The organism is Micromonospora sp. R311 (genome assembly GCF_056780015.1).
Genome location: NZ_JBSWCE010000004.1, coordinates 119,605 through 146,359, shown reverse-complemented (window position 1 = coordinate 146,359; position 26,755 = coordinate 119,605). Strand labels below are relative to the sequence as shown.

23 protein-coding genes are annotated in these 26,755 nt (G+C 71.4%); 16 read left to right on the top strand and 7 right to left on the bottom strand.

Annotated features, from left to right (window positions below):
• Positions 1–35 precede the first annotated feature (35 nt).
• On the bottom strand, positions 36–1,283 hold the full coding sequence (locus AC1WTP_RS04675; protein ID WP_481648009.1) for a hypothetical protein: 1,248 nt from the start codon (positions 1,281–1,283) through the stop codon (positions 36–38).
• A gap of 161 nt (positions 1,284–1,444) precedes the next feature.
• Between AC1WTP_RS04675 and AC1WTP_RS04670 the strand changes: the two genes are divergently transcribed.
• The 5 genes from AC1WTP_RS04670 (at position 1,445) to AC1WTP_RS04650 (ending at position 7,021) form a co-directional block, all read left to right on the top strand.
• Positions 1,445–3,019 carry an NAD(P)/FAD-dependent oxidoreductase gene (locus AC1WTP_RS04670; protein ID WP_481648008.1) on the top strand — a complete coding sequence of 525 codons (1,575 nt, stop codon included), beginning with the start codon at positions 1,445–1,447 and terminating at the stop codon, positions 3,017–3,019.
• A 92-nt stretch (positions 3,020–3,111) separates the two neighbouring features.
• Positions 3,112–4,119 carry a phosphotransferase family protein gene (locus AC1WTP_RS04665; protein ID WP_481648007.1) on the top strand — a complete coding sequence of 336 codons (1,008 nt, stop codon included), beginning with the start codon at positions 3,112–3,114 and terminating at the stop codon, positions 4,117–4,119.
• Positions 4,120–4,389: 270 nt separating this feature from the next.
• Positions 4,390–4,758 (top strand): VOC family protein, encoded by a 369-nt coding sequence (locus tag AC1WTP_RS04660; protein WP_481648006.1) that lies wholly within the window; start codon positions 4,390–4,392, stop codon positions 4,756–4,758.
• A gap of 178 nt (positions 4,759–4,936) precedes the next feature.
• Positions 4,937–6,004 (top strand): ATP-dependent DNA ligase, encoded by a 1,068-nt coding sequence (locus AC1WTP_RS04655; RefSeq protein ID WP_481648005.1) that lies wholly within the window; start codon positions 4,937–4,939, stop codon positions 6,002–6,004.
• Positions 6,005–6,187: 183 nt separating this feature from the next.
• On the top strand, positions 6,188–7,021 hold the full coding sequence (locus AC1WTP_RS04650) for an SAM-dependent methyltransferase (protein ID WP_481648004.1): 834 nt from the start codon (positions 6,188–6,190) through the stop codon (positions 7,019–7,021).
• A gap of 194 nt (positions 7,022–7,215) precedes the next feature.
• Here the strand turns inward: AC1WTP_RS04650 and AC1WTP_RS04645 are convergent, their stop codons facing one another.
• Positions 7,216–8,367, bottom strand: a complete 1,152-nt coding sequence (locus AC1WTP_RS04645) for an MFS transporter (RefSeq protein WP_481648003.1) — start codon at positions 8,365–8,367, stop codon at positions 7,216–7,218.
• A gap of 322 nt (positions 8,368–8,689) precedes the next feature.
• Between AC1WTP_RS04645 and AC1WTP_RS04640 the strand changes: the two genes are divergently transcribed.
• The 6 genes from AC1WTP_RS04640 to AC1WTP_RS04615 all read left to right on the top strand — a co-directional run bounded on the left by AC1WTP_RS04640 (position 8,690) and on the right by AC1WTP_RS04615 (position 14,036).
• Positions 8,690–9,016 (top strand): hypothetical protein, encoded by a 327-nt coding sequence (locus AC1WTP_RS04640; protein ID WP_481648002.1) that lies wholly within the window; start codon positions 8,690–8,692, stop codon positions 9,014–9,016.
• A 433-nt stretch (positions 9,017–9,449) separates the two neighbouring features.
• Positions 9,450–9,902 (top strand): hypothetical protein, encoded by a 453-nt coding sequence (locus AC1WTP_RS04635; protein WP_481648001.1) that lies wholly within the window; start codon positions 9,450–9,452, stop codon positions 9,900–9,902.
• A 200-nt stretch (positions 9,903–10,102) separates the two neighbouring features.
• Positions 10,103–10,372, top strand: coding sequence for a hypothetical protein (locus AC1WTP_RS04630; protein WP_481648000.1), 270 nt, complete (start codon positions 10,103–10,105; stop codon positions 10,370–10,372).
• A gap of 445 nt (positions 10,373–10,817) precedes the next feature.
• Positions 10,818–12,014: an NAD(P)/FAD-dependent oxidoreductase gene (locus AC1WTP_RS04625; RefSeq protein ID WP_481647999.1), complete on the top strand. Its 1,197-nt coding sequence runs from the start codon at positions 10,818–10,820 to the stop codon at positions 12,012–12,014.
• A gap of 148 nt (positions 12,015–12,162) precedes the next feature.
• Positions 12,163–13,059, top strand: coding sequence for a sigma-70 family RNA polymerase sigma factor (locus tag AC1WTP_RS04620; protein WP_481647998.1), 897 nt, complete (start codon positions 12,163–12,165; stop codon positions 13,057–13,059).
• 206 nt (positions 13,060–13,265) lie between these two features.
• Positions 13,266–14,036: a DUF4184 family protein gene (locus tag AC1WTP_RS04615; protein ID WP_481647997.1), complete on the top strand. Its 771-nt coding sequence runs from the start codon at positions 13,266–13,268 to the stop codon at positions 14,034–14,036.
• Between the two features lie 27 nt (positions 14,037–14,063).
• On the opposite strand, the gene AC1WTP_RS04610 is transcribed toward AC1WTP_RS04615, so the two are convergent.
• Both AC1WTP_RS04610 and AC1WTP_RS04605 read right to left on the bottom strand, forming a co-directional pair.
• The gene (locus AC1WTP_RS04610) at positions 14,064–14,726 is read right to left on the bottom strand and encodes a response regulator (RefSeq protein WP_481647996.1); all 663 of its coding nucleotides are present in this window, start codon (positions 14,724–14,726) and stop codon (positions 14,064–14,066) included.
• 70 nt (positions 14,727–14,796) lie between these two features.
• The gene (locus tag AC1WTP_RS04605; RefSeq protein ID WP_481647995.1) at positions 14,797–15,930 is read right to left on the bottom strand and encodes a sensor histidine kinase; all 1,134 of its coding nucleotides are present in this window, start codon (positions 15,928–15,930) and stop codon (positions 14,797–14,799) included.
• A 143-nt stretch (positions 15,931–16,073) separates the two neighbouring features.
• On the opposite strand from AC1WTP_RS04605, the gene AC1WTP_RS04600 reads away from it, so the two are divergent.
• The 3 genes from AC1WTP_RS04600 to AC1WTP_RS04590 are packed head-to-tail and all read left to right on the top strand — an operon-like array spanning position 16,074 to position 19,264.
• On the top strand, positions 16,074–17,063 hold the full coding sequence (locus AC1WTP_RS04600; protein ID WP_481647994.1) for a carboxymuconolactone decarboxylase family protein: 990 nt from the start codon (positions 16,074–16,076) through the stop codon (positions 17,061–17,063).
• A 9-nt stretch (positions 17,064–17,072) separates the two neighbouring features.
• Positions 17,073–17,528 (top strand): DUF6220 domain-containing protein, encoded by a 456-nt coding sequence (locus tag AC1WTP_RS04595; RefSeq protein WP_481647993.1) that lies wholly within the window; start codon positions 17,073–17,075, stop codon positions 17,526–17,528.
• A complete protein-coding gene (locus AC1WTP_RS04590) occupies positions 17,525–19,264 on the top strand; it encodes a multicopper oxidase family protein (protein ID WP_481647992.1) in 1,740 nt (579 codons plus the stop codon). The genes AC1WTP_RS04595 and AC1WTP_RS04590 overlap by 4 nt, the downstream gene beginning before the upstream one ends.
• Before the next feature lie 28 nt (positions 19,265–19,292).
• Here the strand turns inward: AC1WTP_RS04590 and AC1WTP_RS04585 are convergent, their stop codons facing one another.
• From AC1WTP_RS04585 to AC1WTP_RS04575, 3 genes are all read right to left on the bottom strand, one after another.
• Positions 19,293–19,766 (bottom strand): AAA family ATPase, encoded by a 474-nt coding sequence (locus AC1WTP_RS04585; protein ID WP_481647991.1) that lies wholly within the window; start codon positions 19,764–19,766, stop codon positions 19,293–19,295.
• 187 nt (positions 19,767–19,953) lie between these two features.
• Positions 19,954–21,015, bottom strand: a complete 1,062-nt coding sequence (locus AC1WTP_RS04580; protein ID WP_481647990.1) for a LysE family translocator — start codon at positions 21,013–21,015, stop codon at positions 19,954–19,956.
• A gap of 190 nt (positions 21,016–21,205) precedes the next feature.
• Positions 21,206–21,916 (bottom strand): DNA alkylation repair protein, encoded by a 711-nt coding sequence (locus tag AC1WTP_RS04575; protein ID WP_481647989.1) that lies wholly within the window; start codon positions 21,914–21,916, stop codon positions 21,206–21,208.
• Positions 21,917–22,392: 476 nt separating this feature from the next.
• Here AC1WTP_RS04575 and AC1WTP_RS04570 point away from each other — a divergent pair, with 476 nt between their 5' ends.
• A complete protein-coding gene (locus tag AC1WTP_RS04570) occupies positions 22,393–23,280 on the top strand; it encodes a S1 family peptidase (RefSeq protein ID WP_481647988.1) in 888 nt (295 codons plus the stop codon).
• Between the two features lie 334 nt (positions 23,281–23,614).
• A complete protein-coding gene (locus AC1WTP_RS04565) occupies positions 23,615–26,617 on the top strand; it encodes a 3-keto-alpha-glucoside-1,2-lyase-like domain-containing protein (RefSeq protein WP_481647987.1) in 3,003 nt (1,000 codons plus the stop codon).
• Positions 26,618–26,755: the final 138 nt, after the last annotated feature.

Below are 26,755 nucleotides of genomic sequence, written 5' to 3'. Positions count from 1 at the left end.
CACATCGCCCGTCGCTCCCGGCGCGCCGTGACCCGTCAGATGATGAAGTGGGTCCAGTAGGCCAGCCAGGTCACGAAGAGAGCGCCCTGGAGCAGGGCGAGCGCGGCGGTCAGCCAGACGTCGACGCCGGCGTGCCGGGCCCAGCGGGCCAGGGCGAGGCCGACCGGGAACGCGGCGAGCAGGTAGCGCAGCAGGCTCTTGTACACCGGTGGACCCATCGACAGCGGCACCAGCACCATGATCAGGCCGTAGACGAGGTACGGCAGGCCGATCCGCCGGGCGGCCACGAGCAGGACGACCAGTACCGCCACCGCGACCCACACCCGCAGCGCGTCCCGCGTCGGCGCCTCGGTCAGGCCGTGCCAGAGCACGCCGAGCGGGTTCTGCACCCTGATTCCCCAGCCCTTCTCCTGGGCGTGCTTGTAGGCGAACCAGTCCCCGCCCTGCCAGCGGCAGAAGGCCATGAAGGTCAGCCAACCGGCGGGCACCAGCAGCAGCGGCCAGCCGGTGCGCACGTACCGCCACAGCGTCCGTGGCCAGAGCCGGTAGCCGTGCTGGCGCAGCAGGACCAGGGCCAGCGGGAGGACGACGAAGAACCCGACCGACCGGCTCATCGCCAGGAAGTAGCCGACCACGCCGACCACCAGCCAGCGCTGCCGCTCGGCGTAGTGGAACGCGGCCAGCGCGAGGCAGAGGAAGAGCGACTCGCTCAGCGCCGCCTGGAACAGGAACGCCGCCGGCAGCAGCACCAGGTAGCGGACGAACCGGCGGCCCGCCGCGTCGTCGCCGAGCAGCCGCTCCCCCAGCCGGTACGCGTAGTAGAGCATCAGCAGGAAGGCGACGTTGGCGACCACCAGCAGGGCCAGCGCGGTGTTCCCGCCCAGCAGCGGGGCCAGCGGCCGGGCCAGGAACGGGTAGAGCAGCGGAAAGCCGAAGTCGCGCCACGGCTCGTCCAGCGGCAGCCGGGCCAGGTGGTCGTAGAGGAACGTGTCCCAGGCGAACCAGAGCGAGAACCACCGGTGCTCGGAGACCTCCCGCTGCTGCTCGCGCATCGTCGTCTCGTACGGCGGCGGCGCCCAGGGCGCCTCGTCGAAGGCGCTCAGCGCGAGCATCCCGACCAGGCTGAGCACGATCTTCGTACCGACGAAGACCGCCACCACGTACGGCCAGGGGGCCGGCACCCGGCGGACGGCCCGACGGGCCCGGGTGGCCAGATCCCGGGCGCGGCCGGTGGCGCCGCGCGCGGCGCCACCGGCCGCCTCGGCCCGCCCCCTGTCGACCATGCCTCTCCCGGATCCGGCCACCCGGCCACGAACGGTGCCACATCCCCGTTCCAGGGCCGTTGACACGTCGATCGGCGGGCGGGACGCCGCCCGAGACCGGGTGACATCGCCGCCAGGACGGGTATGCGGGCCCCCTCCACGACGGCAGAAAGCGGCAGGGCATGGGTGACGAGCACGGCACGGTGGTCATCGGCGCGGGGCCCGCGGGGCTGACCGCGGCGTACGAGCTGCTCCGGCGGGGCGCTCCGGTACGGGTGTTCGAGGCCGACGAGGTGGTCGGCGGGATCAGCCGCACCGTCGAGCGGGACGGCTGGCGGTTCGACATCGGCGGGCACCGGTTCTTCACCAAGGTGCCCCGGGTCGAGGAGTTCTGGCACGAGATCCTGCCCGACGAGGATTTCCTGCTCCGCCCCCGGATGAGCCGGATCTACTACCGGGGCGCGCTCTACGACTACCCGCTGAGTGCGACCAACGCGCTGCGCAACCTCGGGCTCCGAGAGGCCGCGCTCTGCATGGGCTCGTACGCCCGGGCCCGGTTGCGCCCGCCGAAGGACCAGTCGCACTTCGAGGGGTGGGTGTCGGCCCGGTTCGGCTGGCGGCTCTACTCGATCTTCTTCAAGACGTACACGGAGAAGGTCTGGGGCATGCCGGCCGACCGGTTGCAGGCCGACTGGGCCGCCCAGCGGATCAAGAACCTGTCGCTGGCCAAGGCGGTCCGCAACGCCGTGCTGCCCAGGCGCAACCGCAAGGACGTGACCAGCCTGATCGAGGAGTTCCAGTACCCGAAGCTGGGGCCGGGCATGATGTGGGAGCGCTGCGCCGAGGAGGTGCGCCGGCGCGGCGGCCGGGTGGACACCGGCACCTGGGTGACCGCCGTGCACCGCGACCCCGAGCACCGACGGGCGGTCGCCGTGACCGTCAACGGCGCCGGCGGGCAGCGCACCGAGCCGGCCGAGCACGTCGTCTCCTCGATGCCGATCTCCGAACTGGTCGCCGCGCTGCGCCCGGCCGCCCCGCCGGAGGTGCTGGCCGCCGCCGCCGACCTGCGCTACCGGGACTTCCTCACCGTCGCGCTGGTGGTGCCGGCGGAGTTCTCGTTCCCCGACAACTGGATCTACGTGCACGACCCGGCGGTCAAGGTCGGCCGGATCCAGAACTTCGGATCCTGGTCGCCGCACCTGGTCAAGGACGGCCGCACCTGCCTGGGGCTGGAGTACTTCGTCTTCGAGGACGACGAGACGTGGCGTACGCCCGACGCCGACCTGATCGCCGCCGCGACGGCCGAGCTGGAACGGCTCGGTCTGGTCCGGCCGGGCGTCGTCGAGGCGGGCTACGTGGTGCGGATGCCGAAGGCGTACCCGGTCTACGACGAGCGCTACCAGCACAACGTCGACGTGATCCGGGACTGGCTGGCCCGCGAGGTGTCCAACGTGCACCCGGTCGGCCGCAACGGCATGCACCGGTACAACAACCAGGACCACTCGATGCTGACCGCCATGCTCACCGCCGAGAACATCGCCTGCGGCACCGGCCACGACGTCTGGTCGGTCAACGTCGAGCAGGACTACCACGAGGAGTCGACGGGCGCCGACGGCAACGGCCGGCACGGCACCGGCCGGGACGCGCCGATCATGCCGGCCCGGGCCGTCGGGGTGGCCGGCGCCAACGGGTCCACCGGTGACGGTCACGGTGGGAAGGCACCGGCCGAGCAGCCGGCACAGGTACGCCTCGGCTGACGTTCCGCCCGTCCGTCCCGTTCGGGGCGGATCGGCTGCGCGACGGCGTACTAGTCTGGCGCGGTGACGCGGACGGCGCGGCGGAACGCCGGATGAGCGGGCCGAGCCCGACCCAGCGCGTCCTCTCCCCCGACGACGTCGCGGACTACGTCCGGGCCTCGTTCGGGCCGGACCGCGGGGTGGCGGACTGCGGCCCGTTGGGCGGGGGCGGCTACGCCACGGTCTGGTGGGTCCGCCTGGACGACGACAACGAGGTGGTGCTCAAGGTCGCTCCGCCGCCCACGGTGCCGCTGCTGCGCTACGAGCGCGGCCTCGCCGCCGCCGAGGCCCGGTACTTCCGGCTGGTGGCCGCGCACGCGCCGCAGGTGCCGGTGCCTCCGGTGCTGCGCCACGGCACCGACCCGGTGCGGGGTGAGTGGCTGGTCACCGGCCGGCTGCCCGGCCGGTCGCTCAGCGAGCTGGCGGCATCCGGGGTGGACGGTGACCGGGCGCGGTACGACCTCGGGACGGCGATGGCGGCCGTGCACCGGGTCACCGGCGACCGCTACGGCTACGACCACGGACGTACCGGCGGGTCGACCTGGGCCGAGGCGTTCACCGCGATGGTCGAGGACCTGCTCGCCGACGCCATCGACTGGGGCGTACCCGTGCCGGCGGAGCGGATCCGGTCCCTGGTGCGACGCCACCGCCCGCTGCTCGACCAGGTGCGCCGCCCCGCGTTGGTGCACTTCGACGGCTGGGACGGCAACGTGCTCGCCGTGCCCGACGGCGACGGCCCGCCCCGGTTGTGCGGGCTGGTCGACGGGGAGCGCTACCTCTTCGGCGACCCGCTGGTGGACCTGGTCTCCCCGCTGCTGCTCCGCCGGGCCGAGGACGAGCCGGAGCACCCGTTCCTGCGCGGCTACGCCGCCGCCGCGGACGATCCGCCGGTCTTCGACACCGGTGTCCGGCGCCGGCTCGGGCTCTACCGGATGCATCTCTACCTGCTGATGACCGTGGAGATGCCCAGCCGCGCGATGACCCCGGAGACCCACCCCGACCGGCACGCCGGGCTCGCCCGACTGCTTGACGAAGAACTCACCGAGCTGTCCCGCCACTGAGCGGCACCGCGTCACGGGCGCGTCGTGTTGGCGGGGGCAGCCATGGGCCGACACCGCACGTGTGTCGTGAAGGGCGCGGGGAGGGCTCGGGGCTGCTTCCCCTGCGCCACGCGTGCCTGCCGCAGCGCGCCGGCCGGGGACCTGCCGCGAATGGCAGCGGGCAGGCGCCTCCGGCGGCTGCGGGAGATGCTGCCCGTGGAGCGCCTTGTCCCCTGTTGCGACAGGGGCACGCACAAGATTCATCGCCGCGGGTGGGTGAAAATGACGGGCATGCCGAGCCGTCTTGCCGTCATCGCCATCGACGCCATCCGACCACGACTGATCGCCGACTTCTGGTGCTCGGTTCTCGGCTGGCAGGTTGTCGATGAGGATGCTGAGGTGATCACCATCGCCGCCTCCGACCGTTCCTGGCCGATGATCGACGTGGTGGCTGTGCCAGAGGGCAAGGTGATCAAGAACCGGTTGCATTTCGACCTGCGTGCCGACGGTGTGTCCACCGCGGAGGAGCTTGACCGGTTGCTCACCCTCGGTGCACGGCACGCCGACGTGGGACAGTCCCCCGATGCGAGCTGGGTCGTGCTCGCCGATCCCGAAGGCAACGAGTTCTGCCTGCTGTCACGTCCTGTCCAGGAGCTCTAGGACAGCTCCCCAGCCAGGCGGGCCGGGGCACATGTCGAAGGACCCACCATGCCGCCGGAGTCCCTCGACACGCTGGGTCCGATTCGTTGTGATGGATCTTCACTTCTCCGTGCTGACCGCTCCCCCACCATGATCTGAAGGGGGCGGACATGGCGAGCGTTCACATCCCGCCCGGGCGGTGACCCCCGCCCGGCGCCCGGCGCGGGCGCGGGCCGAACCGCTGCTGCGCCGGCCGGTCGCGCCGATGCTCGCCGCACCGGTCGACGAGGTGCCCGAAGGCCCCGACCTGGTGCATGAGCCGAAGTGGGACGGGTGGCGCGCGATCGCCTTCCGGGAGTCCGACGGGGTGTACCTGCAGTCCCGGGCCGGCCGCAACCTGACGACCTACTTCCCTGACATCACCCGCGCTGTCCGGGAGGCCATCCCACCGGGCGCGGTGCTCGACGGCGAGTTGATCGTGTTGGAGCGCGGCCGGACGAATTTCGCGCAGCTGCAGCGGCGCGTCACCGTCGGCCGTGGCCTGCTCCGCCTGGCCCACGAGCGCCCCGCCCACTTCGTGCTCTTCGACCTGCTGTCGGAGGGCGACGAGCAGGTGATCCTGGATCTTCCACTGTCGCAGCGGCGCGACCGCCTGGAGCAGCTGCTCGCCGGCGCGCCGGCGCAGCTCACCCTCACCCCGCAGACCGCGGACATGCGACAGGTGGCGGACTGGCTGACGCACTGGACCGTCGCCACCGGCATCGAGGGAGTGGTCAGCAAGCGGCTGGGCGGCCGATACGAGCCCGGACGGCGAGGCTGGTGGAAGTACCGGACCCAGATCACCACGGAGGCGATCGTCGGTGGCGTGACCGGCAGCATCCGGGACCCCGACAGCGCGCTGCTGGGCCGGTTCGACAGGCGTGGCACGCTGCGGTACACCGGTCGCACCCACCCGTTGAACACGGGGCAACGGGCGGAACTGGTGGCGATGCTGTCCCCGGTCCGCGCGTCACCGCGCCGCGGAGTCGTGGTCCATCCCTGGCCGGAGCCACTGCCGGCAGCCTGGTCCGGCCAGCTGGACCGGCCGGAACCGCTGAGCTACGTGCGGGTGGACCCGGCCGTGGTGGTCGAGATCGACGCTGACGTGGCGTTCGAACACCAGCGGTGGCGGCACCGGGTGCGGTACGCCCGGGTGCGGCCGGACATGTCGGTGTACGACGTGCCGCTGCTGCTCGGCGAGGAGGAGGGGTATTTCGGCGAGCCGTGAGCGCAGCGCCTCGACGATCCCGTGCTCGCCGGCCTCGATCGCCTCCGGGGCAAGGGCCCATCCGGGCAGTAGCCGGCATCCCCTGTCTTCTATATGGTGGCACGGGTTGCTGGCGGTGGATTCCCGATGGCGGGGCCCCGCGACCTGGATTCCGCGAACGCAGTCGAAACAAAGGTGCTCATCGTGACCGTGGACTCGCCGGCAAGCGACCGGCCTGAGCCTGGCAAGCTCGACGTGCAGCAGAAGATCGACACGTCGGTGCCGCATTCAGCGCGGATCTGGAACTACTGGCTCGGCGGCAAGGACAACTTCGCCGTCGACCGCGAGGCCGGCGACCAGTACCGCCAGGTCTTCCCCGGCGTCGTCCACGTCGCCCGCGCCTCCCGCCAGTTCCTCGTCCGCACGATCAAGTTCCTCGCCGGCGAGGCGGGTATCCGTCAGTTCCTCGACGTCGGCACCGGGCTGCCCACGGCCAACAACACCCATCAGGTGGCGCAGCGGATCGCGCCGGACGCCCGGATCGTCTACGTCGACAACGACCCGCTGGTGCTGGTGCACGCCCGTGCGCTGCTGGTCGGCACGCCCGAGGGCAAGACCGCCTACATCGACGCCAACCTCCACGACCCGGCCGCGGTCATCGCCGAGGCCCGAAAGACGCTCGATTTCCAGCAGCCGATCGGGCTCATCCTCAGCGGCGTCATGGGCCACGTGCCCGACTACGAGGCGGCCCGGTCGATCACGCGCCAACTGCTGGCAGCCCTGCCGTCCGGCAGTTACCTGTCACTCAACGACGGCACCAGCCTGATCAGCGCCGAGATGCAGAAGGCGCAGGACGACTACAACGACACCGGCGCCACGCCCTACACGCTGCGTTCGCCCGACCAGATCGCCGGGTTCTTCGAGGGCCTGGAACTGGTGGAGCCGGGCGTCGTGCCGTGCCCGCAGTGGCGACCCGACGCCGACGTCGACACGCCCGCCGACATCGACGCCTTCGGCGGAGTGGGACGCAAACCCTGATCTGCGCCCGCTGATGCCCGTGCCGGCGGCCGGCATGCACTGAACCCCGCATCGCCGACACGGGCGTCAGCCCAGGTGGATCTGCCGGAGCCTCGTTACGCCCGGGTCCGGGTCTCCTGCTTGAGGCGCTCGTATCGGTCGGCGTCCGCAGTGGAGGACGCGCCGTCGACTGTGGCTACCCCATCAATCGTCCGCTATCCGCGCAGGCGGGTCGCGATCCGATCGGCCTCGTCCGCGTCCAGCGGATAGGGGCTGCCGTACCGGATCGGGCCGGTGATCACGGCAGGGCCGGTGACCGGCGGCGAGCCGTGCTCGGTGGCGAGCTGGCTCGCTGTGGGGTTGGGCTCGCCTGGTCGAGCCCGACCAGGGCCGTCCTCCGCGTGCCACAAGGTCAGGTCGGTGCCAAGCCGGGTGGATCGGATGTTCTCCGAGCCGAGCAGGCGGGCCACCTCCTGCACGAGATCCATCCCGAAGCGGGATGTCGTCACCTGCCGCACGCCACCGACGGTCACCAGCAGTAGCCCGGCCGCTCTGCCGTGCTCGTTTGCCATCCAGCCCTCATCCGGCCGGCCTGTCGGGGCGGTCACGGGGTGACTGGACGCGGCCTGAGGCGGAGCCGGCCGGGACGCGCGCTGTATCAGCACGATGATCCCGGTCACCGCGGTGGCCAGCAACGCCACCGCCCCGAAGGGCAGGGCCAGCATGAAAGGCCACCGCCAACCGACCGCCCGCTGCACAAGCGCCCCGGCCACGGGACCGAGACCCAGCGCCAGCAACACGGCGCCGGCGACGAGTGGCGTCACCCACACGCGTCGTGCCCCCATCTGCGCGAGGAGCGCGGCCGTGACGCCCCAGGCCAGACCGGCCCCGAACCCGGTCACCGCGCGCCCGAGCAGCAGCGGACCGCTCCCCGAGGCCAGCGCGGTCAGCAGCGATCCGAGAATCAGCAGCGCGATCGCGGCCAACGCGACGACAGTCGGCCGCCGCCGGCCGACCAGAACGCCGACCGGAACCGCCACTGCCGCCGGCAGCAGGTAGCCGACGAAGACCCAGAGGATCGCCGAGGTCGGCAGGTTCAGGTCCCGCCGCATCGCAACCCACTCCGGCCCGAGGGTGACGGCGAGCAGGAAGGCACCCAACGACGCGGCGAGTACCGGCCCGATCAGCAGCCAGACCGGGCGGACAGCCTGCGGTCGACCACCACCGATCACCACCGGGTGTCGACCGTCCGGGGGAAACTGGTTGGTGGTGCCGGGGAAGGGCGCAGTCACCCCGGCGAATATACCGGCCCGGGGCCCCGCGGCCGCGGCGCGGCGGGCCGAGTTCACGCGGACCTGCGCGAGCACGGCCAGGAGCCGACGGCCGAGACCGGAGAAGCGCCGTCTCGACCTCCCCGGCCTGAACCGGCAGAAGCTGCCCGAGCAGCTCAGCCGCTACCGGCTCGGCCCACCTCCCCCCGTTCGGAGGTTCCTCCCGGGGGGCAGGCCGGCTGAGTCGCCGCAGACAGGACCTGAACCGTGCTTATCGCCCGGAGATGGGGAACCACCACCTATAGCAGCCGAAGGCATGTTTGCCTCAGAAACCTGGAAAGCGCCCCGACCGAACGTGAATGCTCCTTATGTTCATCGTGGCTCTACTTCCTGAGCCAACCAGAAGGGAGTGAGGGACATGTCCAAGAGGTTCCTGATCAAGCTCGCCGGCGGGGTAGGGCTGGGCAGCGCCGCTCTGCTGCTCGGTACGCCCGCCGCCGCACTCGCTGCGCCCTACGAGGCCTCGGACCGCAACTCGGACCGCAACGGGGTCGTCTGCGCCACCAACGAGCAGACCAACGAGGTGATCGTCGCCAGCATCTTCAACGACAACAGCATCCGGGACAGCGACGTCACCTTCGAGCAGTCGACGTCGGTTGAGGCGACGAACGACAACAGGACTCAGCCCAACACGGTCATCGTCTGCATCGGCGAGGTCGACGTGGACGTGGACGTGGAGGACTAAGAGCTGCTCAGGCGGTTCAGCGTGCCGGTGTCGGCGGGGTCGGCTCGCCGGTGGGGCAGCCTGCCGGCAACATCCCACGACGGTGCTCTGACGGCGATGGATGCCGGCATGACGGTCGTGGCCGCGCTCGGTGGGCCTCGCGGCGGTCCGTCAACCACCATCGCCCGAGGCGGCCAGGGGCGCCAGCGGCACGTCACGGTTTCCCGTGACGTGCCGCTGGCCTCGTCATACGACGCCGTACATGGATTCGCATTCGAGATCGAACCCGCCGTCGACCGCGACACGTTGGACCACCGGCAACTCAGCGAGCGTGTCGGGGTCTGCCACAGCGCGTTCGTGCCTGACCGCCCGTCTGGCACGGGAGCCCCGAGATACCGGCTGATGGCTGCATGTGCGGATATCGGCTCGGCGACAGCTGGTACAGGATATGGGCGTGAGCGAAAGTCTCCTTCGTGTCGTGCCGACCCTGCCGGACTGGGTGCCGGCGCAGGAGGACGCGGATGCTGCGGCCGAGTTCGTCTCGGCGATCTGTCCGGGCGCGGGAGAGCTGGTCGCCTGCCGGTACGGCGAGGTCACGTTCATCGACCAGGGCGCCAACTTCGAGGCAGTCGCCTGCCCGGTCTGCAAGGCTCCGCTGGCTGCCGACTGGTGGCGGGAGTGCATGGACGACGCCTATGCCACTCGCTTCGCCACATTGGAGACCGTGACACCGTGCTGCAGCGCCACCGTCTCGCTCAACGACCTGGAGTACCACTGGCCGGCCGCCTTTGCGCGATTCGAACTCCAGGTTCGCAATCCGGGCCGCAGCTGGTTGACGCCCGACGAGGCAGCGCAGGTGTCGGCCGCGCTCGGCATCACGGTTCGCCAGTTGTTCAGTCACTACTGACGGAGCACGGCAGGCAACGCCGCCCGCTCGGCGGCAAGCGGATGCCCCGAGGGAACGCGAAGGGCTTCCTGGGAACATGGAGGGCGTGGCCGGGTTCAGTTACAAGACGTCGTGGCTGCGACTGCGACGCCATCGGCTCCGGCAGCCCGTACGGCACAGCACCGCAGGCGCCACAGGACGCCGCGGCGCTGTCGGCACGCATGGACGAGGTGGACCATGATGCCGCGGTCGCCACGCTGGTCGGCATGACCTCCCGCACACTCGCCTACCGCGCGCCGGGCCGCTACCCCCGTGCAAGGGCCGAAGACCTGTTCCGGACGCTGATCACATTGCTGGGGCACGGCACCCGCTGGTGGACGAACACCGACCTGGGCGCATGGAACCCCGTCACCCGGCACGTCATCGACGCCCTCGTTATCGGCACCGGCGGTGGGGTCATGGTCGCGGTGCTCGCCGCGGACGAGGGCTGAGGCACGATGAGGCCGTCGGGACCGTGCAGTCTTGCGCCGTTCGGTGCCCGACCGGCCTGCATCACCTGCTTCCGGCGAGCCCGGCGTCGTCACCGATCCGGTCCAGGTGTCCGAGGCCCGCTTCCTGGCCGTGCCGATCGAGCGTCCGGTCGCCCGCCGCGACGCCGTCCCGGTCGAAGACCTGGCCAGGGTCACCATGCCGCAACCGCCCGACACCCTGTCGGAATCCCTGCCCGCCGACACGAGCCCCGCACACCACCCCGGCCGATCCGACCGGCCTGTCGGGGGCATTTGCCCGGTCTGCACCCATCCCCCGACGCATCAGCTCGGACCGTGCGGCTCCGCATGCCGGCCCCCGCACAGGGAGTGATCTGACTCACCCATGTCACAGCGATCCATCGCGCGGTGTCTGGTGGCCGAACCCCTGAAACGGAGGAGAGACACCATGGCTGGGAACACCGAGGTGGTCGTGATCGGCGGCGGTTACGCCGGCGTGATGGCGGCCAACCGTCTGATGCAGCGCGACGACGTGACCGTGACCTTGATCAATCCGCGTCCGGCGTTCGTCGCGCGTCTTCGCCTGCACCAACTGGTGGGCGGGTCCCACGACGCGGTCTTCGACTTCCGGGAGGTCCTGGCCGAGCGCGTCCGGCTGGTCGTCGACACCGTGACCCGGATCGACGCGGCCGAGCGCAGCGTGACGCTGACGAAGGGCGGCACGGTCGGCTACGACTACCTGATCTACGCGGTGGGCAGCGGGGACACTGACCGCCGGGTGCCGGGCGCGGCCGAGTATGCCTACCCGATCGCCACCCTGGAGGCGGCGCAGCGGCTGCGGTCGGTCATCGACGCCAAGCCGGCGACGGCCGCGTTGACGGTCGTCGGCGCCGGTCCGACCGGCATCGAGACCGCCGCGGAGCTGGCGGAGCAGGGCCGCCGGGTGACCCTGGTCTGCGGAGGTGTGCTCGGCCCGTACCTGCACCCTCGGGCTCGGCGGACGGCCGCCAAGCGGCTCGCCAAGCTCGGAGTGACCGTGCTCGACGGCCCCGACACGAAGGTCACTGCGGTGACGCGCGACGCCGTGCAGCTCGGTGGCGGCCGCGAGATCCGCAGCGAGGTCACCATCTGGACCGCCGGCTTCGCCGTGCCCGATCTTGCCACGCGCAGCGGGCTGCGCACCGACGCCGTGGGGCGCCTGCTCACGGACGAGACGCTGACCAGCATCGACGACGAGCGCATCGTCGCGGCCGGGGATTCCACGGCACCGTCGGACCTGCCGTTCCGGATGAGCGCCTACGCCGCGAGTTGCCTGGGCGCACACGCCGCCGACACGGTGCTCAACCGGATCGCGGGTGAGCAGCCCGCGCCCGTCAGTGTGCTCTTCACCGCCATGTGCATCAGCCTGGGTCGGGACGTCGGCATCTACCAGCTCGCCCGCAAGGACGACACCGCGGTGAGGCTGTACTTCAGCGGCCGCCCGGGCGCGAGGCTCAAGGAAATCTCCTGCAATTTCAGCGTGAAACACCTGGTGAACGAGGCGCGCAAGCCCGGTTCACACAAGTGGCTCAAGAACAACAAGCGGCAGGAACTGCTGCAGGCCCAACCGGGGCGGGCCTCGGTCCAGCTGAACGGGCCGGCCTAACACGGGCATGCTCCCGGCCGACCGTCAAGGTAACTGAATCGCCTGTCGTGCGGGGGCGCGTGGTGCGCGGCGCCGCCGCACGACATGCGGTCGTGGCTCGACGGCTCCCGGTGACGCCGGGCCGGACGCGAAGGAGAGGCGTCAGAACATGAGCGAACAGGCCACTGACGGGGCGACCGAGGCTTTCCTCGCGCACCGCAACCTGCTCTTCACCGTCGCCTACGAGATGCTCGGCTCGGCGGCCGACGCCGAAGACGTCCTGCAGGAAACCTGGCTGCGGTGGATCAAGGTCAATGTGCGGCACGTACGCGACCAGCGCGCGTACCTCGTCCGGATCACCACCCGGCAGTCACTCAACCGGTTACGCACCCTGCGACGGCGCAAGGAGGCGTACATCGGTCCCTGGCTGCCCGAGCCGCTGCTCACCACGCCGGACGTGGCCGAGGACGTCGAACTCGCCGAGAGCATGTCGATGGCGCTCATGCTGGTGCTGGAGACCCTGTCGCCGACCGAGCGCGCCGTTTTCGTACTGCGCGAGGCATTCGGGACCAGCTACGACGACATCGCCGCCGCCATCGGCAAGAGCCCGGCCGCCGTCCGCCATATCGCCCACCGCGCCCGCCGGCACGTCGACGCCCGCCGCCCTCGCCAGACGGTCTCACCGGGCCAGGTCCGAGCGGCTGTGGAGTCGCTGCGGTACGCGCTCGAAACCGACGGCGGTGGTGTCAAGCACGCTGCGCTCCGTCCGGTCACCGGCGCCGACAAGGTGGTCCGCATGCTCCTCGATCCGGGTCATGGACGCGCGCATCACCGGCCTCTACTACGTCCGCAACCCGGAGAAGCTGACCCGCATCGCATCCGAAACCCCGCTCACACTGCGATAACACCGGCTGCGGGCCGGCCACCTGATATCAGGTCGCGCTCCGCGACCCCGATCGAGGACGGCCCGGTCTGGCCCGCCACCCCGCCACACCGCCCGGGTCCGCGCCTTCGTCGACGCAGTCCTCAGACGCGCGACCCGGCACCGCACGACCGCGCCGCGTAGACCCGGCAGCCGCAACCGACCCGCTGGATCAGGCGGCGCGGCCGGACGGTCCGCTCCGCCAACCCGGCCTGGCCACGACCTACGAGGCGCTACGCGCGTACGCCGGCGCGAACGGGTAACAATGCCGCCAAGTGCTCGTCCCGGACCGGTCACATCGGAACGGCACGCTCCCTCCCGACCGGAGTGCCAGGTGGGAGGATGCGCCGATGCCGCTGACCTTCCCGTCGCACCCGGGTGTGGTGCTCCCGCTCAAGCTCTGGCGACCCCGCTGGTTCGACGGTGTCGCACTGACGACCGGGGCGGTCGCACCCGACGTCAGGTACGCGTTCCTCGGGGTCGGGCCGGAGTGGCAGAGCCACACCCTCACCGCGCTGGTGTGGTGGTGTCTGCCAGTGGCGCTGCTCGGCGCGTGGCTCGTCCGCGCCACCGTCGCGACCCTCGCCGCCCACCTACCCCACCTCGGTCCGTTCGCGCTGCGCGACTACGGGGTGCTCGCCACCGTGCGCCACCCGTGGCGGATCACCGCCGGATCTGCGCTGCTCGGCGCGGTCAGTCACATCGGCTGGGACCACCTCACCCACACGGTGGGGTGGCTGCGCGTCGTGTTCGGCATCGACTGGGACGCGGTCAGCGAGGTCGCCTGGTGGACGGTGTCCGACATCCCCAGCAGCCTCGTCGGTGCGCTGATCACGCTCGGCGTCGCCGTCGTGGTCGGGCGCCGCCGGCTGCTTCGCGCCTGGCACGGCACCCCACCGCCGGTCCGCACCCGCTTCTTGGCGTTCTGGTCCGTCGCGGGCGCCGTCGCCACCATCGGGTACGCCCTGATCCCGCTGCTGCCGGCCGACGAACTGCCATGGGCGACTGTCGTACGGGTGCTGTGCGTCACGGCTGCGGCGCTGCTCGTCGCCGCCGCGACGGTGCGGACAGTGAACGCCAGGACCGCCCCCGCTCAGACACCCGCGGCACGTCGGAGCTAGCCACCGCGGGGGTCGCCGGACGAGCCCTCACCGGCGACGCGGCGTGATCAGCCCCGCCTCGTACGCCCACACGACGAGTTGGGCGCGATCGCGGCAGTGCAGCTTCGTCATCGCCCGGTTGACGTGTGTCTTGGCGGTCAACGGACTGATCACCATGCGCACGGCGATCTCGTCGTTGCTCAGCCCTCGGGCGACGAGTTCGACGATCTCCTGCTCGCGGGCGGTCAGCACGTCGCGTCCGGCAGCCGGGTCGGCCGGCGGCGGGCCGGCGACGAACTCGCTGATGAGCGTACGCGTGACCGTCGGGGCGAGCAGCGCGTCGCCGCGAGCCACGACGGCGACGGCCTGCAGCAGGTCGGCGGGATCGGCGTCCTTCAGGAGGAAGCCGCTGGCGCCCGCGCGGAGTGCGGCGAAGACGTAGGAGTCGAGCCCGTAGTTGGTGAGGATGAGGACGCGGACCGCGGCGAGGTCGGGATCGGCGGCGATCAGCCGGGTGGCTTCGATGCCGTCGAGTCCCGGCATCTGCACGTCCATCAGCACGACGTCCGGCCGCAGGCGTCGCGACAGCTCGACGGCCGAAGCGCCGTCGGCGGCCTCGCCGACGACCTCCAGGTCGTCCTCGGCGTCGAGCAATGCCCGGAAACCGGCCCGCATCAGTGCCTGGTCGTCAACGAGCAGGACCCGGATCATGCCGGCTCTTCCCTCCGGTCGGAGCCGCCACGATCCGTGGCGGACTGGGCTGGTGGGTTCGAGCGCTCGGTCACGCTGGGCCGTCCAGCGGGAACGTGGCCCGTACCGCGAACCCACCGTCGTCGCGGGCGGCGGCCCGCAGCGTGCCGCCCAGTCCGGTGACCCGCTCCCGCATCCCGCGCAGGCCCACACCCGGTGTCACCGGCCGGACCGGCGAGGCTTGGCCGTCGTCGGTCACGGAGACGGTCAGCTGCGCCGGGGCGTACTCGACGTGGATCTGCGCGGCGGCGCCGCCGCCGGCGTGGCGGGCCACGTTGGTCAGGGCCTCCTGGACGACGCGATACCCGGCCTGGTCGACCTCGGCGGGCAGGTCCCGGGCCTGACCGGTGACGGTCACCTGCACCGGTACGCCGGCGGCCCGGGTCCGCTCGGCGAGTTCGCCCACCCGGGCCAGCCCGAGGCGGTCGGCGTCGGAGGGTGAGCGCAGGACGTCCAGCGTCGCCCGCAGTTCCCGCATCGCGGCGCCGCTGGCCTCCTGGATCGCCAGCAGCGCGGCCGACGGCTCCTCGCCGTGCTTGCGGGCCAGGTGCACGGCGATACCGGCCTGCACCTTGATCACGGAGATGCTGTGGGTCAGCGAGTCGTGCAGATCCCGGGCGATGCGCAGGCGCTCCTCCCCGGCACGGCGCAACGCCACCTCCTCGCGGGTGCGTTCGGCCTCGATCGCCCGCTGCTCGACCTGTTCCAGGTACGCCCGGCGCTGCCCGGAGACGAGCCCGGCGACGTTGGCCGCCACGAACCAGCCCAGCAGCAGGGCGGTCCGCTCCGCGATCAGCTGGCCGGGCCGGCCGGCGGGCGCGACCGCGATGTCGCGGGCCAGGAAGCCGCCGAGGAAGACGAGGCTGGCCAGGGCGGTGGCCGACCGGTGCCCCCGCCAGGCGGCGACGTAGACCGCGCCGAGGACGGGGAACGCGGCGGACACCCCGGGGTGTACCCGGATGTGGAGGGCCAGCATGGCGGCGGTCACCACCACCAACGCCACCACCGGGTACCGCCGGCACACCGCCAGGGCCGCCGCCATGACCAGGACCAGGGCCACATCGATCGCCCGCACCGTCGCGGCGTCCGGCGCGACCACGGCGTTGCCGAGCAGGAAGACGCCGAGGACGAGACCGCTGAGGGCGTACGGGAGATCGCGGCGCATGGTCGAACTCTAGAGCGGCGGTCGTCAGGGAGCATCCACCGCTTGCGGTAGCTGCGGCGTACCGCGGACGCGGTACCGGTGGCCGGGCAAGTGCCTGCGGTGGCACGACGCTTTCCCGGCCCGGCCGGACAAGCATCGACTCCATGACATACCGCTTCTTCACCCCCACGAAGGCGGTGGCTGCGACCGGTCTCACCGCGGAGGTCTACCGGCAGCTGCGCGACGAGTTCATCGGGCCGGTGCCCACCTTCCAGGCACTCTCGGCCGTGCCGGAGGTGATGGCCGCGACCTGGGCGCTGATGCGCGAGGCGCTGCTCGCCGGGGACGCGTCCCGGGTCGACCGGGAGGTCGTCGCGTCGACGGTGTCCCGGGCCAACCGCTGCCGGTTCTGCGTCGACGCCCACGTGATGCTGCTGCACGCGCTCGGCGAGCGCGAGCTGGCCGAGGTCATCGCCCGGGGCGAGACGCCACCGGAGCCGCGGCACGCCGAGCTCGTCGCCTGGGCCACGGCCAGCCGCAGCCCTCGGGCCGCCGGCTGGACCAGCCCGTACCGTCCTGAGGTCACCGGCACCCTGCTGGCCTTCCACTTCATCAACCGGGTCGTCTCGGCGCTGCTCGACGCTGACCTGCTCCCCGGCGGCCTGCAGCGCTCCCCGCTGGTGCGGTCGGTCGGAGGCCGGCTCTACGCCAAGGCGGCCCGGGAGCAGAAGGAGCCCGGCCGCAGCCTCCCGCTCCTCGACGCCGGTACGACGGCGCCACCGGGTTGGGCCGGGAACAGCCCGGTCGGCGTGGCGTACGCGGCGCTGAGGAACGCCGCCGCGCAAGGCGGAGACCTCCTGGGCGACGTGGGACGCCAGACCGTCACGGCCACCGTCCGCTGGGAGGACGGACGGCACCCGGCCCGGCCCGCGGACTGGGCTGTCGACCTGGTCCGGGACGTGCCGGGCGCGGACCGGGTGGGGACACGCATCGCGCTGCTGGCGGCGTTCGCGCCCAGCGCGGTCACCGTCGGCGACGTCGCCCTGTGGCGGCTGTCCCATCCGGCCGACGCCGACCTCGTGCGGCTGGTCGCGTACGGGGCGATCACGGCCACCGATCACGTCGCCCGGGCCCTGTCCCCGGCTCAGCTCTAGGAGGTCACCGTGCGCAAGGCTCTCGTCATCGTCACCACTGTGCTGCTCGTCGCGTTCGTCCTGCAGTTCGTCTTCGCCGCCGTGGGCGCCTTCACCAGACCTGCGGGCGAGGACGCGTATGCGCTGCACAGCGTCACCGGGATGGCGGTCATCCCCGTTCTCACCCTGCTCACCGCCCTGTTCGCCGTGCTGGCGAAGGCGCCGGGCCGGCTCGTCGGGCTGGCGGTCCTGCCGCTCGGCCTCGTCATCCTGCAGGCGCTCATCGCCATGCTCGCGAACGCGTCCACCGACGCCTCGGGGACCAGTACCGGATTCGGCCTGACCATCGGAGGGCTGCACGCGCTCAACGGGATCATCGCGGTGCACGTGGTGGTCGCCGTTCACCAGGCAGCGCGAAAGCTTTCCCGCCCGGCACCGGCCGACGCCACCGCCCCGGTGACCGTCCGGGAAGGGGAGCCGGCATGACCATCGGCTCGCTGCTCGCGGCGGACCTCGTGATCGCGGTCCTCGCGGCCGCCGGATGGCTGGGCGGCGGCGCCGCCTCGGCCGCCCGGCGCCGTCCGCTCGCGCTGGGGCTGGCCGCCTTCGCGCTGCTCGCCACGTTGGCCCGCGCGGTCACGATCACCGCGCTCGCCCGCGCCGGCTGGTGGTTCGCGGCGGAGAAGATCCTCATCGCCGCCCCACTGTCGCTCGCGGCGGTGGTCGTCGCCGGGCCGCGGCTGCTGCGGGCCGCGGCCGACATCCGGTCCGTCGCGCTCCCGCTCCTCTTCGCCGGGTACGCCGTCATGGGCGGCCTGCTCGTGACGGTCCTGCACGGCTATCCGGCGTCGGTGGGCGCGGGGCTGCTCGCGGTCGCCGGGGTGCTCGCGGCGACCGCGGTCTCGTGGCGCGTCCTCGGCGCGCGCCCGTCCCGGACGGTGTCCCGGGCGGCCGTCGTGGTGGCGGTCGCGGCGCTGGTGACCGGAACCGGGCTGGCCGCCGCCCCGAGCGCCGCTCCCGCCGTACCCCATCAGCACGACCATCAGGAGGCGCGGACCGTGGGGGAACCGACCAGGCGGTTCACCCTGACGGCCGGGACCGCCACCGTGAGCGTGGGCGGCCGCGACGTCGCGGCGTGGGCGTTCAACGGGCAGGTTCCCGGGCCGGAGCTGACCGCCACCGTCGGCGACGTGCTGGAGGTGACGCTGCGCAACCGGGACATCGCGCGGGGCGTCACGCTGCACTGGCACGGTTACGACGTGCCGAACAGCCAGGACGGGGTGCCCGGCGTGACCCAGGCGGCGGTGCTGCCCGGACAGGAGTTCGTCTACCGGTTCCGCGCCGACCAGGCCGGGACGTACTGGTACCACACGCATGCGGTGTCCGACGTGGGCGTGCGCAAGGGGCTCTACGGCGTCCTGGTGGTGCGCCCGGCGCCGGTGACCGGCGTCGACGTCGCGGTGCCGGTGCACACGCTGGCGGGCCTTCCGCTGCCCGCACCGGGAGCGGAGCCGGTCGAGGCGGGGACGCCCGTGCGGCTGCGGCTGATCAACACCGACAGCACGACGCACCGGTACGCCCTGGCCGGGGCCCCGTTCCGGGTCGCCGCGATCGACGGATCCGACCTGCAGGGCCCGGCCTCGCTGGTGGACACCGCCGTACTGATCCCGGCCGGGGGACGCTACGACCTGGTGTTCACCGCGCCCGCGACGCCGGTGGCGCTGTTCGTCGACGGACGGGCGGTCTACTCGACCGGACCGGTGTCGGCGGCGACCGGCGCGTGGCCGGTGCTGGACCCGCTCAGCTACGGCGTCGGTTCCGCGGCGCCGTGGTCGAGGTTCGACAGGGAGTTCACCCTCGTCCTCGACCGCGGCCTCGACCTGCACGGACTGCTTCCGCGGTACGCCCACACCGTCAACGGCGCGGCCGATCCGGACATCCCGCCTCAGGTCGTACGCCTCGACGACGCCGTCAAGTTCACGATCGTGAACCGATCACTGGTGGCACACCCGTGGCATCTGCACGGGCATCACGTCCTGGTGTTGTCCCGCAACGGAAAGCCGGTCACCGGGAGCCCGCTGTGGCTGGACTCGTTCGACGTCCGCCCCGGCGACGTCTGGGAGGTGGCGTTCCGGGCCGACAACCCCGGGATGTGGGCCAACCACTGCCACAACCTGGCGCACGCCGACGCCGGGATGACGCTGCACCTGATGTACTCGTGATCCGCCGTGGTGAAGCCGGGCGCCCGCTTCACCCTTCCTGAGGCATCGGCTCGACCCGGAACCCGCCCCTGCCGTCGAACCGGACTTCGTACAGCCGGTCGAATCCGTCGACCAGCCGAGGGCGTCGCAGCCGCTTGAGCGTGTCATACAGCCCGACGTCCGGCACCCGGGCCCGATCCTCACGCGCGGCGTTGCGGGCGAGCGCCGCAGGCAGATCGGGCGGGAACCAGTACCCGACCGCTACCGCGCCGTGGGCGCGGGCAGCCTCGATCAGCGGTTGCCACTCCTGGGGTGAGGGATTGGTGTTGTCCACCACGACGCTGTGCCTCGCTACCAGTGCCTCGGTGACCAGGCGCATCTGACGGCGCTGACGGTGACGGGCGTTCGGGAACGCGTCCTTGCTGACCACCACGTGACTGTCGGCCAGCCGGCGGCGGCAGAACGTCGTCTTGCCCGACGCCTGCAGACCGATCAGGATCGCCAGTTCCAGCGCACCAACCACAGACCGCCTCCGGCACCCGGCACACTCAGCCACCGAGAAGATCTAACCCTGAACCGGTGAGCAGACCGGGCAGACACGGTTGCGCGCAGCCCACCCTGCGCCGGTCCACCCGACCGGGCGCCCTCGGTGTGGCGGCCTCACCAGGCGGGCAAAGGCCCGCACCTCAGGCCAGCGTTGCGATCCACATCTAAGTGAGGATCCGGATCTCTGGGAACCTGGGGCGTGTAACAGAGCACCGCCGGCCACCGCCTATTGCTCTCGGAGGTCGGTGCGCGGCCTCCACGACCGGGCGGGACCACCGGCCCGCCCCCGTGGCCTCGCCCGGTCCCACGTCCGAACAGCGCACCATGACGCCGTTGGAGGGCACCGCATCATGGCTAAGCCGCCAACCCGGACCCCGCCACAGCTGTGGCCAGACCGCGGCCACCGAGTGGCCGTACCTCCCGCGTGGAACCAGCCGACCCAGCCACTTCGCCGGCTGCCACAGCGCTCCCGCGAGTGGTCGACGTACGGCATGTTCGGGGGAATCATGCTCCTGGTCGGCTGCTTCGCCATCCTGGTGACGGTCCTGGCCCGATAGCGAGAGCGGCCACGGCGGTCTACGGGTCGCCGCGGCTACCCGTATCCCCAGGGCGATGAGCACGGTGCCGCTGACCGCCTCCAGCCGACGGCGGATCGCTGGTCGGCGGAACCACGCGCCCGCCCGCCCGACCAGAGCCGCCAGACCGAGGTACACGACGATCTCGACGGCTACCTGAAGCAGTGCGAGGATGGCGGTGGTCGCGAACAGTGGCCGGTCGGCCGGCACGAACTGGGGGTAGAACGCGATCATGAACACGGCGGCCTTCGGGTTGGCGAGCATCACCAACGCGCCCTCGCCGAATGCCCTCCACCAGCCCCGCTTCGGGTCGGACAGCGGGCCCTCGGTCGCCGCCTGGACCGACCCCGGCTTCCGGCCTCGCCAGGCGGCTCGCCAGGCCTTGATTCCCAGATAGATCAGGAATCCGGCGCCGATCACCCGGAGGACGACGAAGGCTGCTTCCGAAGCGGCAACCATGGCGGCCAGCCCCGCGGCGGCGAACAACGCCCAGAGGTAGAGCCCGGCCTCCAGGCCCAGTACGGTCGGCACCGCTCCGCCGAATCCGCGCAGCGCGGCCCGACGCATGATCAGCGCCATCGCGGGACCTGGAGATGCCGAGATCAGCACAACGGCAACAACGAAGGCGGGTAGCGACGCGACGAGATCCATCAGTGGATGATCCCGGCTGACGCCGTCCCGCTCAATCCCTTACCCGAGCCGACCGACCAACGCTGACCTGTTCCATGGCCGGCCGGGGGCACCGGACCTCGGCTACCCCGGACGAACCGAGGTGTTGCCGGCGGGACATCGGCGGGCGGTCGGCCCTGTTGGTCCGTCGGCGGCTGTCGGCGTCGATCACCTAGACCACGCCGGACAGGTACTCGCTGCGCCGCTGCGGTTCAAACTTCTCGATCGCGTATCGCAGCATCACCCGCGGCATGACCCGGTAACGTCGGGCCAGAAACTCCTCCTCTGCCGCTCTGTCCCGGTTGCCCACCTCGCGCAGCATCCAGCCCACCGCCTTGTGGACGAGGTCGTGGGGGTCGCGCAGGAGCCGTTCGCTGAGCCGGAAGGTCCAGTGGAAGTCGCCGGCTCTGATGAAGGCGAACGTTGCCATGACGGCGATCCGCCGATCCCACACCACGCTCGACCCGGCCAGCCGATCCAGTACGCTCCGGTCCTTGTCGAGCAGCCAGGGGCCGACGATGTACGGCGCGGACGAGTCCACCAGGTCCCAGTTGTTGATGCGGTCGGTGTTGGCCAGGATCACACTGAAGATCCGGCCCCGCTCCTCCTCGTCTCCCTCGGTGAACTTTCGCACCAGGATGAAGAGCGACGTCAGCCGTTCCTCGTGCACGCCGCTCTTCAGCAGCATCACCGTTTCGGCCAGCGAGAGGTCGCGCCAGTACCGGCCGGCCACGCTGCGCTGTTCCGGCACGGAGACGCCGATGGCGTGGTCGCCCTCGCCGTACCCGCCGGGAGTCATCTGCAGGAACCGGCTCACTGTCGCCGCCCGTCGCGGATCAGCGAGGCTGGCGAGTTCCTGACGGACGTCCGCCCTCGTGGCCATGACCGTGCAACCTACCGGCCTCTCCGGCGTCGGTGGGGAGCTGTGGATGTAACGCCACTCCATGGACGAGCGCCTATCAGTTGTGGAAGCCGGGTGCGCGGCTTCCACGACGGGACGGGCCGCGAGCCGACCCCGGAGACCCGCCCGGTCCCACCTGCGAACAGCGCGCGTCTGCCGTCGGAGGGTCCCATGGCCGTCGAATCGACATCCGACACTCCGCCACTGCGTCCAACCGTCGCGGCATCTGCGGCTCGGCGTCCGCCCGCGGCCGCTTCGCTAGCGGCAATCAAGGCTGTGAGCTTGGCATTCATCAGCCACGCATCGATCGGTTTGCATCTTGCAAGTTGATTGATGCATGGCGATACTGACGGCAGCGTGTGCCAGGGGGACGACATCGGCCGACCCAGCGATGCGTCCTCCACCGGCGACTCACGGGGCCACCACCCATCTGGTCCACCACTCCCTAGGAGGAGACAGTGAGGATCAAGCGGAATCCCTCCCGCAATCCCATCGCCCGATCCGCCCAACTGCTGGCCGTAGCCGTCGGTGTGCTGGCTACCGCCGCCTTCACCCAGCCGACCGCCGCGTCGGCATCCCCGCAGGACTACAGCGCCCGCCAGCTCGCCGAGGTGAGTGACGCGGTTGATCGTTCGGGCGTCGAGGGCATCGCCTGGCACGTGGACGGGGCGTCCGGCCGGGTGGTCGTGACCGCCGACAGCACCGTCACCCGCGCCGAGATCGCGAAGATCAGGCAGAGCGCCGGCGACAAGGCCGGTGCGGTCCGGGTCGAGCGCGCCGCCGGAGTCTTCAAGCCGCTGCTGGCCGCCGGCGACGCCATCTACGGCGGTGGCTACCGCTGCTCGCTCGGCTTCAACGTGGTCAGCGGCAGCACCTACTACTTCCTGACCGCCGGGCACTGCGGGAACGTGGCCGACACCTGGTACACCAACTCGAGCCACACCACGCTCATCGGGGCGACCGTCGGCTCCAGCTACCCGGGCAACGACTACGCGCTGGTCCGGTATGACAATGCCTCGCTGAGCCACCCGGGCGGGTTCGCCGTCGCGGACGCGTACGTCGGGGAGTCGGTCAAGCGGACCGGGTCGACCACGGGCACCCACAGCGGAACCGTCACCGCGCTCAACGTCTCGGTCCGCTACGTCGGCCAGGGTGGCGGCAGGTTGAGCGGCATGATCCAGACCAACGTGTGCGCCGAGCCGGGCGACTCCGGCGGTGCGCTCTACGACGGCTCCAAGGCGCTCGGCATCACCTCCGGCGGCAGCGGCGACTGCCGATCCGGTGGCACCACCTTCTACCAGCCGGTACGCGAGGCGGTCAACGCGTACGGCGTGACCGTCTACTGATCCACCAGCGGGCAACGGGCTCCCGGCCACGGCCGGGAGCCCGTTGCCGTGGGCACTCCGTCGGTCGGCGCAGTGACCGGAACCCGACGGACGAAGAATCAGGGGGTGGGCCGAGCCGTTGGGCGATCGCCAGCAGCGGGCCTGCCGAAAGTTGGCCCTCCAATCAGGACATTGAGGGCGAACTTTCCCTCGAAAATTGAAAAGTTTCTTCCGATCGATGGAAAGTGCTAGTGTCGGCGATCGATCTTTCGCGTTGCGAGATCGTACTGACCGGTCGTCGGGGAGAGGGGGCACGGCTTCTTCCCGACCGGGAGACCTTCCATCAGGAGGAACCATGACCGCACCGAACCGACGGCGACGCCGCCGTGCCCCCGTGCTCGCAGCCGCAGGTGCCGCTCTGGCGACCCTGCTCGCCGCGGTCCCCACCCCGGCGACGGCCGCACCCGTCGCCGCCGACGTCCCGCCCCAGGAACCCGGCGTCACCCTGCGCACGTACGACATGGGCGCCCCGCTGTCGGCACTGTGCACCCTCAAGCCCGCGCAGACCCCGAACGTCGACAAGCTCATGCCGCGGATCGACTGGACCACCACGGACGAGTTCGGCCTCTCCGACCGCTTCATCAGCCACGTGATCGCCAACCTCACCGTGCCCACCGACGGCGCCTACACCTTCCGGCTGACCAGCGACGACGGGTCGCGCCTCACGATCGGCGACCGGCTCGTCGTCGACCACGACGGTCTGCACGGCGAGACCTCGAAGGACGGTTCGGTCACGCTGAGCGCCGGCCTGCACCCGATCTTCGTCGAGTTCTTCGAGAACGGCGGCGGCCAGGTGCTGCGGCTCGAGTGGCGCCGTCCCGGCGCCGACAACTTCGAGCTGGTGCCGACCTCCGCGCTGAGCACCGACGCCGGCGTCGTGCGGGTCACCGCCCCGGGGTGGAAGTACTGCGAAGGTGCCACCGACTCGGCCGGCGACGGCCTGCCTCTCGACCGGGTGCACCCGGGCTACACCCTCACCGACCTGCGCCCCGAGGGGTTCCAGCCACAGGTCACCGGGATGGCCTTCCGGCCCGACGGGGACCTGGTCCTGTCCACCTGGGGCGGCACCGACAACGCCACCGGGGAGATCTACGTGGTCGAGGGCGCGACCGGGACGACCGGCCCCGAGCGGGTGACCTACCGCAGGTTCGCGGAGGGGCTGCGCGAGCCCCAGGGGGTCGCGGTCGTCGACGGCACCGTCTACGTCAGCCAGAAGCACGAGCTGACGGCCCTGCGCGACACCGACGGCGACGGTGTCGCGGACGACCGCCGGACGGTCGCGACCTGGCCGTGGGGCCGCAACTTCCACGAGTTCGCGTTCGGTCTGCTCTACCGGGACGGGTACTTCTATCTCAACCTCTCCGTGGCCATCAACTACGGTGGCGCCACCACGGTGCCCCAGCCCGCCCCGAACCGCGGCACCTCGATCAAGGTGAACGCCAGGACCGGCGAGATCACGTACGTCGCCGGCGGGCTGCGCACCCCCAACGGGATCGGGTGGGGGCCGCGGGGCGAGGTCCTCGTCACCGACAACCAGGGTGGCTGGCTGCCCGCGTCCAAGCTGGTCGAGATCCGGCAAGGCGCCTTCTACAACCACTACACGACGCCGTCGGGCCCGTTCGACGACAAGCCGGTGACGCGTCCCATCGTCTGGCTACCGCAGAACGAGATCGCCAACTCACCGTCCACCCCGGTGCTGCTGAAGCAGGGGCCGTACGCGGGGCAGCTGGTCGTCGGCGACGTGACCTACGGCGGCCTGCAGCGCGTCTTCCTCGAAGAGGTCGAGGGGCAGTACCAGGGCGCGGTGTTCCGGCACACGCAGGGCCTGGAGGCCGGCATCAACGAGGTGACCCTCGGCCCCGACGGCGCGCTCTACGTGGGCGGCCTCGGCGCCGGCGGCAACTGGGGCCAGGAGGGCAAGCTCACCTTCGGCCTGCAGAAGCTGACACCCAACGGCACCTCGGTCTTCGAGGTCAAGCGGATGCGCGCGTCGCGCGTCGGGTTCGAGCTGGAGTACACCGAGCCGCTGTCGGCCGAGACCGCGCAGAAGCTCGCCGACGCGTACCAGGTGACGCAGTGGCGCTACGGTGCGACGAGCCAGTACGGCGGTCCCAAGCTCGAACTGGAGACGCTCGAGGTGGCCAAGGCCGAGCTGTCGGCCGACGGCCGCACCGTGAAGCTCAGGATCCCGGGGCTGAAGGAGAACCGCGTGGTGCACGTACGCTCCCCGCGCCCGTTCACCTCCTCCGACGGGGAGGAGCTGTGGAACACTGAGGCCTGGTACACGCTCAACGAGATCCCGGGTCGCGTGGTGCAGCCGCAGACGTTCTTCGAGGCCGAGGAGGGCCGTACGGTCGGCGTCGGCATGGCCACCGACCACGCCGCCTACTCCGGCGCCGGCTTCGCCGCCGGGTTCGCCCAGGACGGCTCGTCGACGCGGATCTCCGTCGACGTCCCGGAGAGCGGGACGTACGACCTGGCGATGCGCTACAGCAACGGCCCGAACCCCTACTCGGGTCAGAAGCAGCTGAGCCTGTACGTCAACGGTGAACGGGTCGCGCAGACGGTCTTCCCCTCCACGGTGACCTGGAAGGAGTGGGGCACCGTCACCACCACGGTGCGCCTGGGTGAGGGCCGCAACCTGGTCGAGTACCGCAAGGAGGCAGCGGACTCCGGGCACGTGAACCTCGACGTGCTGGCCGTCCGGCCGCACGGGCAGCGCATCACGCTGTTCGACGGGGGTGAACTCACCGAGTGGCAGCACACCGACGGGCGCGAGCCCTCGTGGACCGTCGCCGACGGCGCCATGACGGTGCGCAACGGAGACCTCCGCACGGTGCAGGCCTTCGGCGACTTCCGCCTGCACGTCGAGTTCAACCTGCCGCTCTACCCGCCGGACGTGACCGGCCAGGCGCGCGCCAACAGCGGCGTGTACCTGCAGGACCGCTACGAGATCCAGGTGCTCGACTCGTTCGGCATCGACCCGCCGAAGACAAACGACGCCGCGGCCATCTACACCCAGAAGGCCCCCGACGTGAACGCGGCGCTGCCGCCCGAGACCTGGCAGACGTACGACATCGTCTACCGGCAGGCCCGCTACGACGCGGCCGGCAACAAGGTCGAGAACCCGCGCGTCACCGTGGTGTGGAACGGCGTCACGGTGCACGACGACGTCGAGATCCTCGGCCCGACCGGCGGCAGCCGCCCCGAGGGGCCGGCGACGGGCGCCATCCGGCTGCAGGACCACGGCAACCCCGTCCAGTACCGCGACATCTGGATCGAGCCGCTCGACCTGTAGTTCCGGCCTCGGAACGCGGACGGCCGGGACCGGTTCGCCGGCCCGGCCGTCCGTGCGGCGACGGACACCGAATCAGTCATCCGCGGAGGTCGACAGCGGACCAGGGCCGCACCCGCACCGCCACCCGGGCCCGCCGGC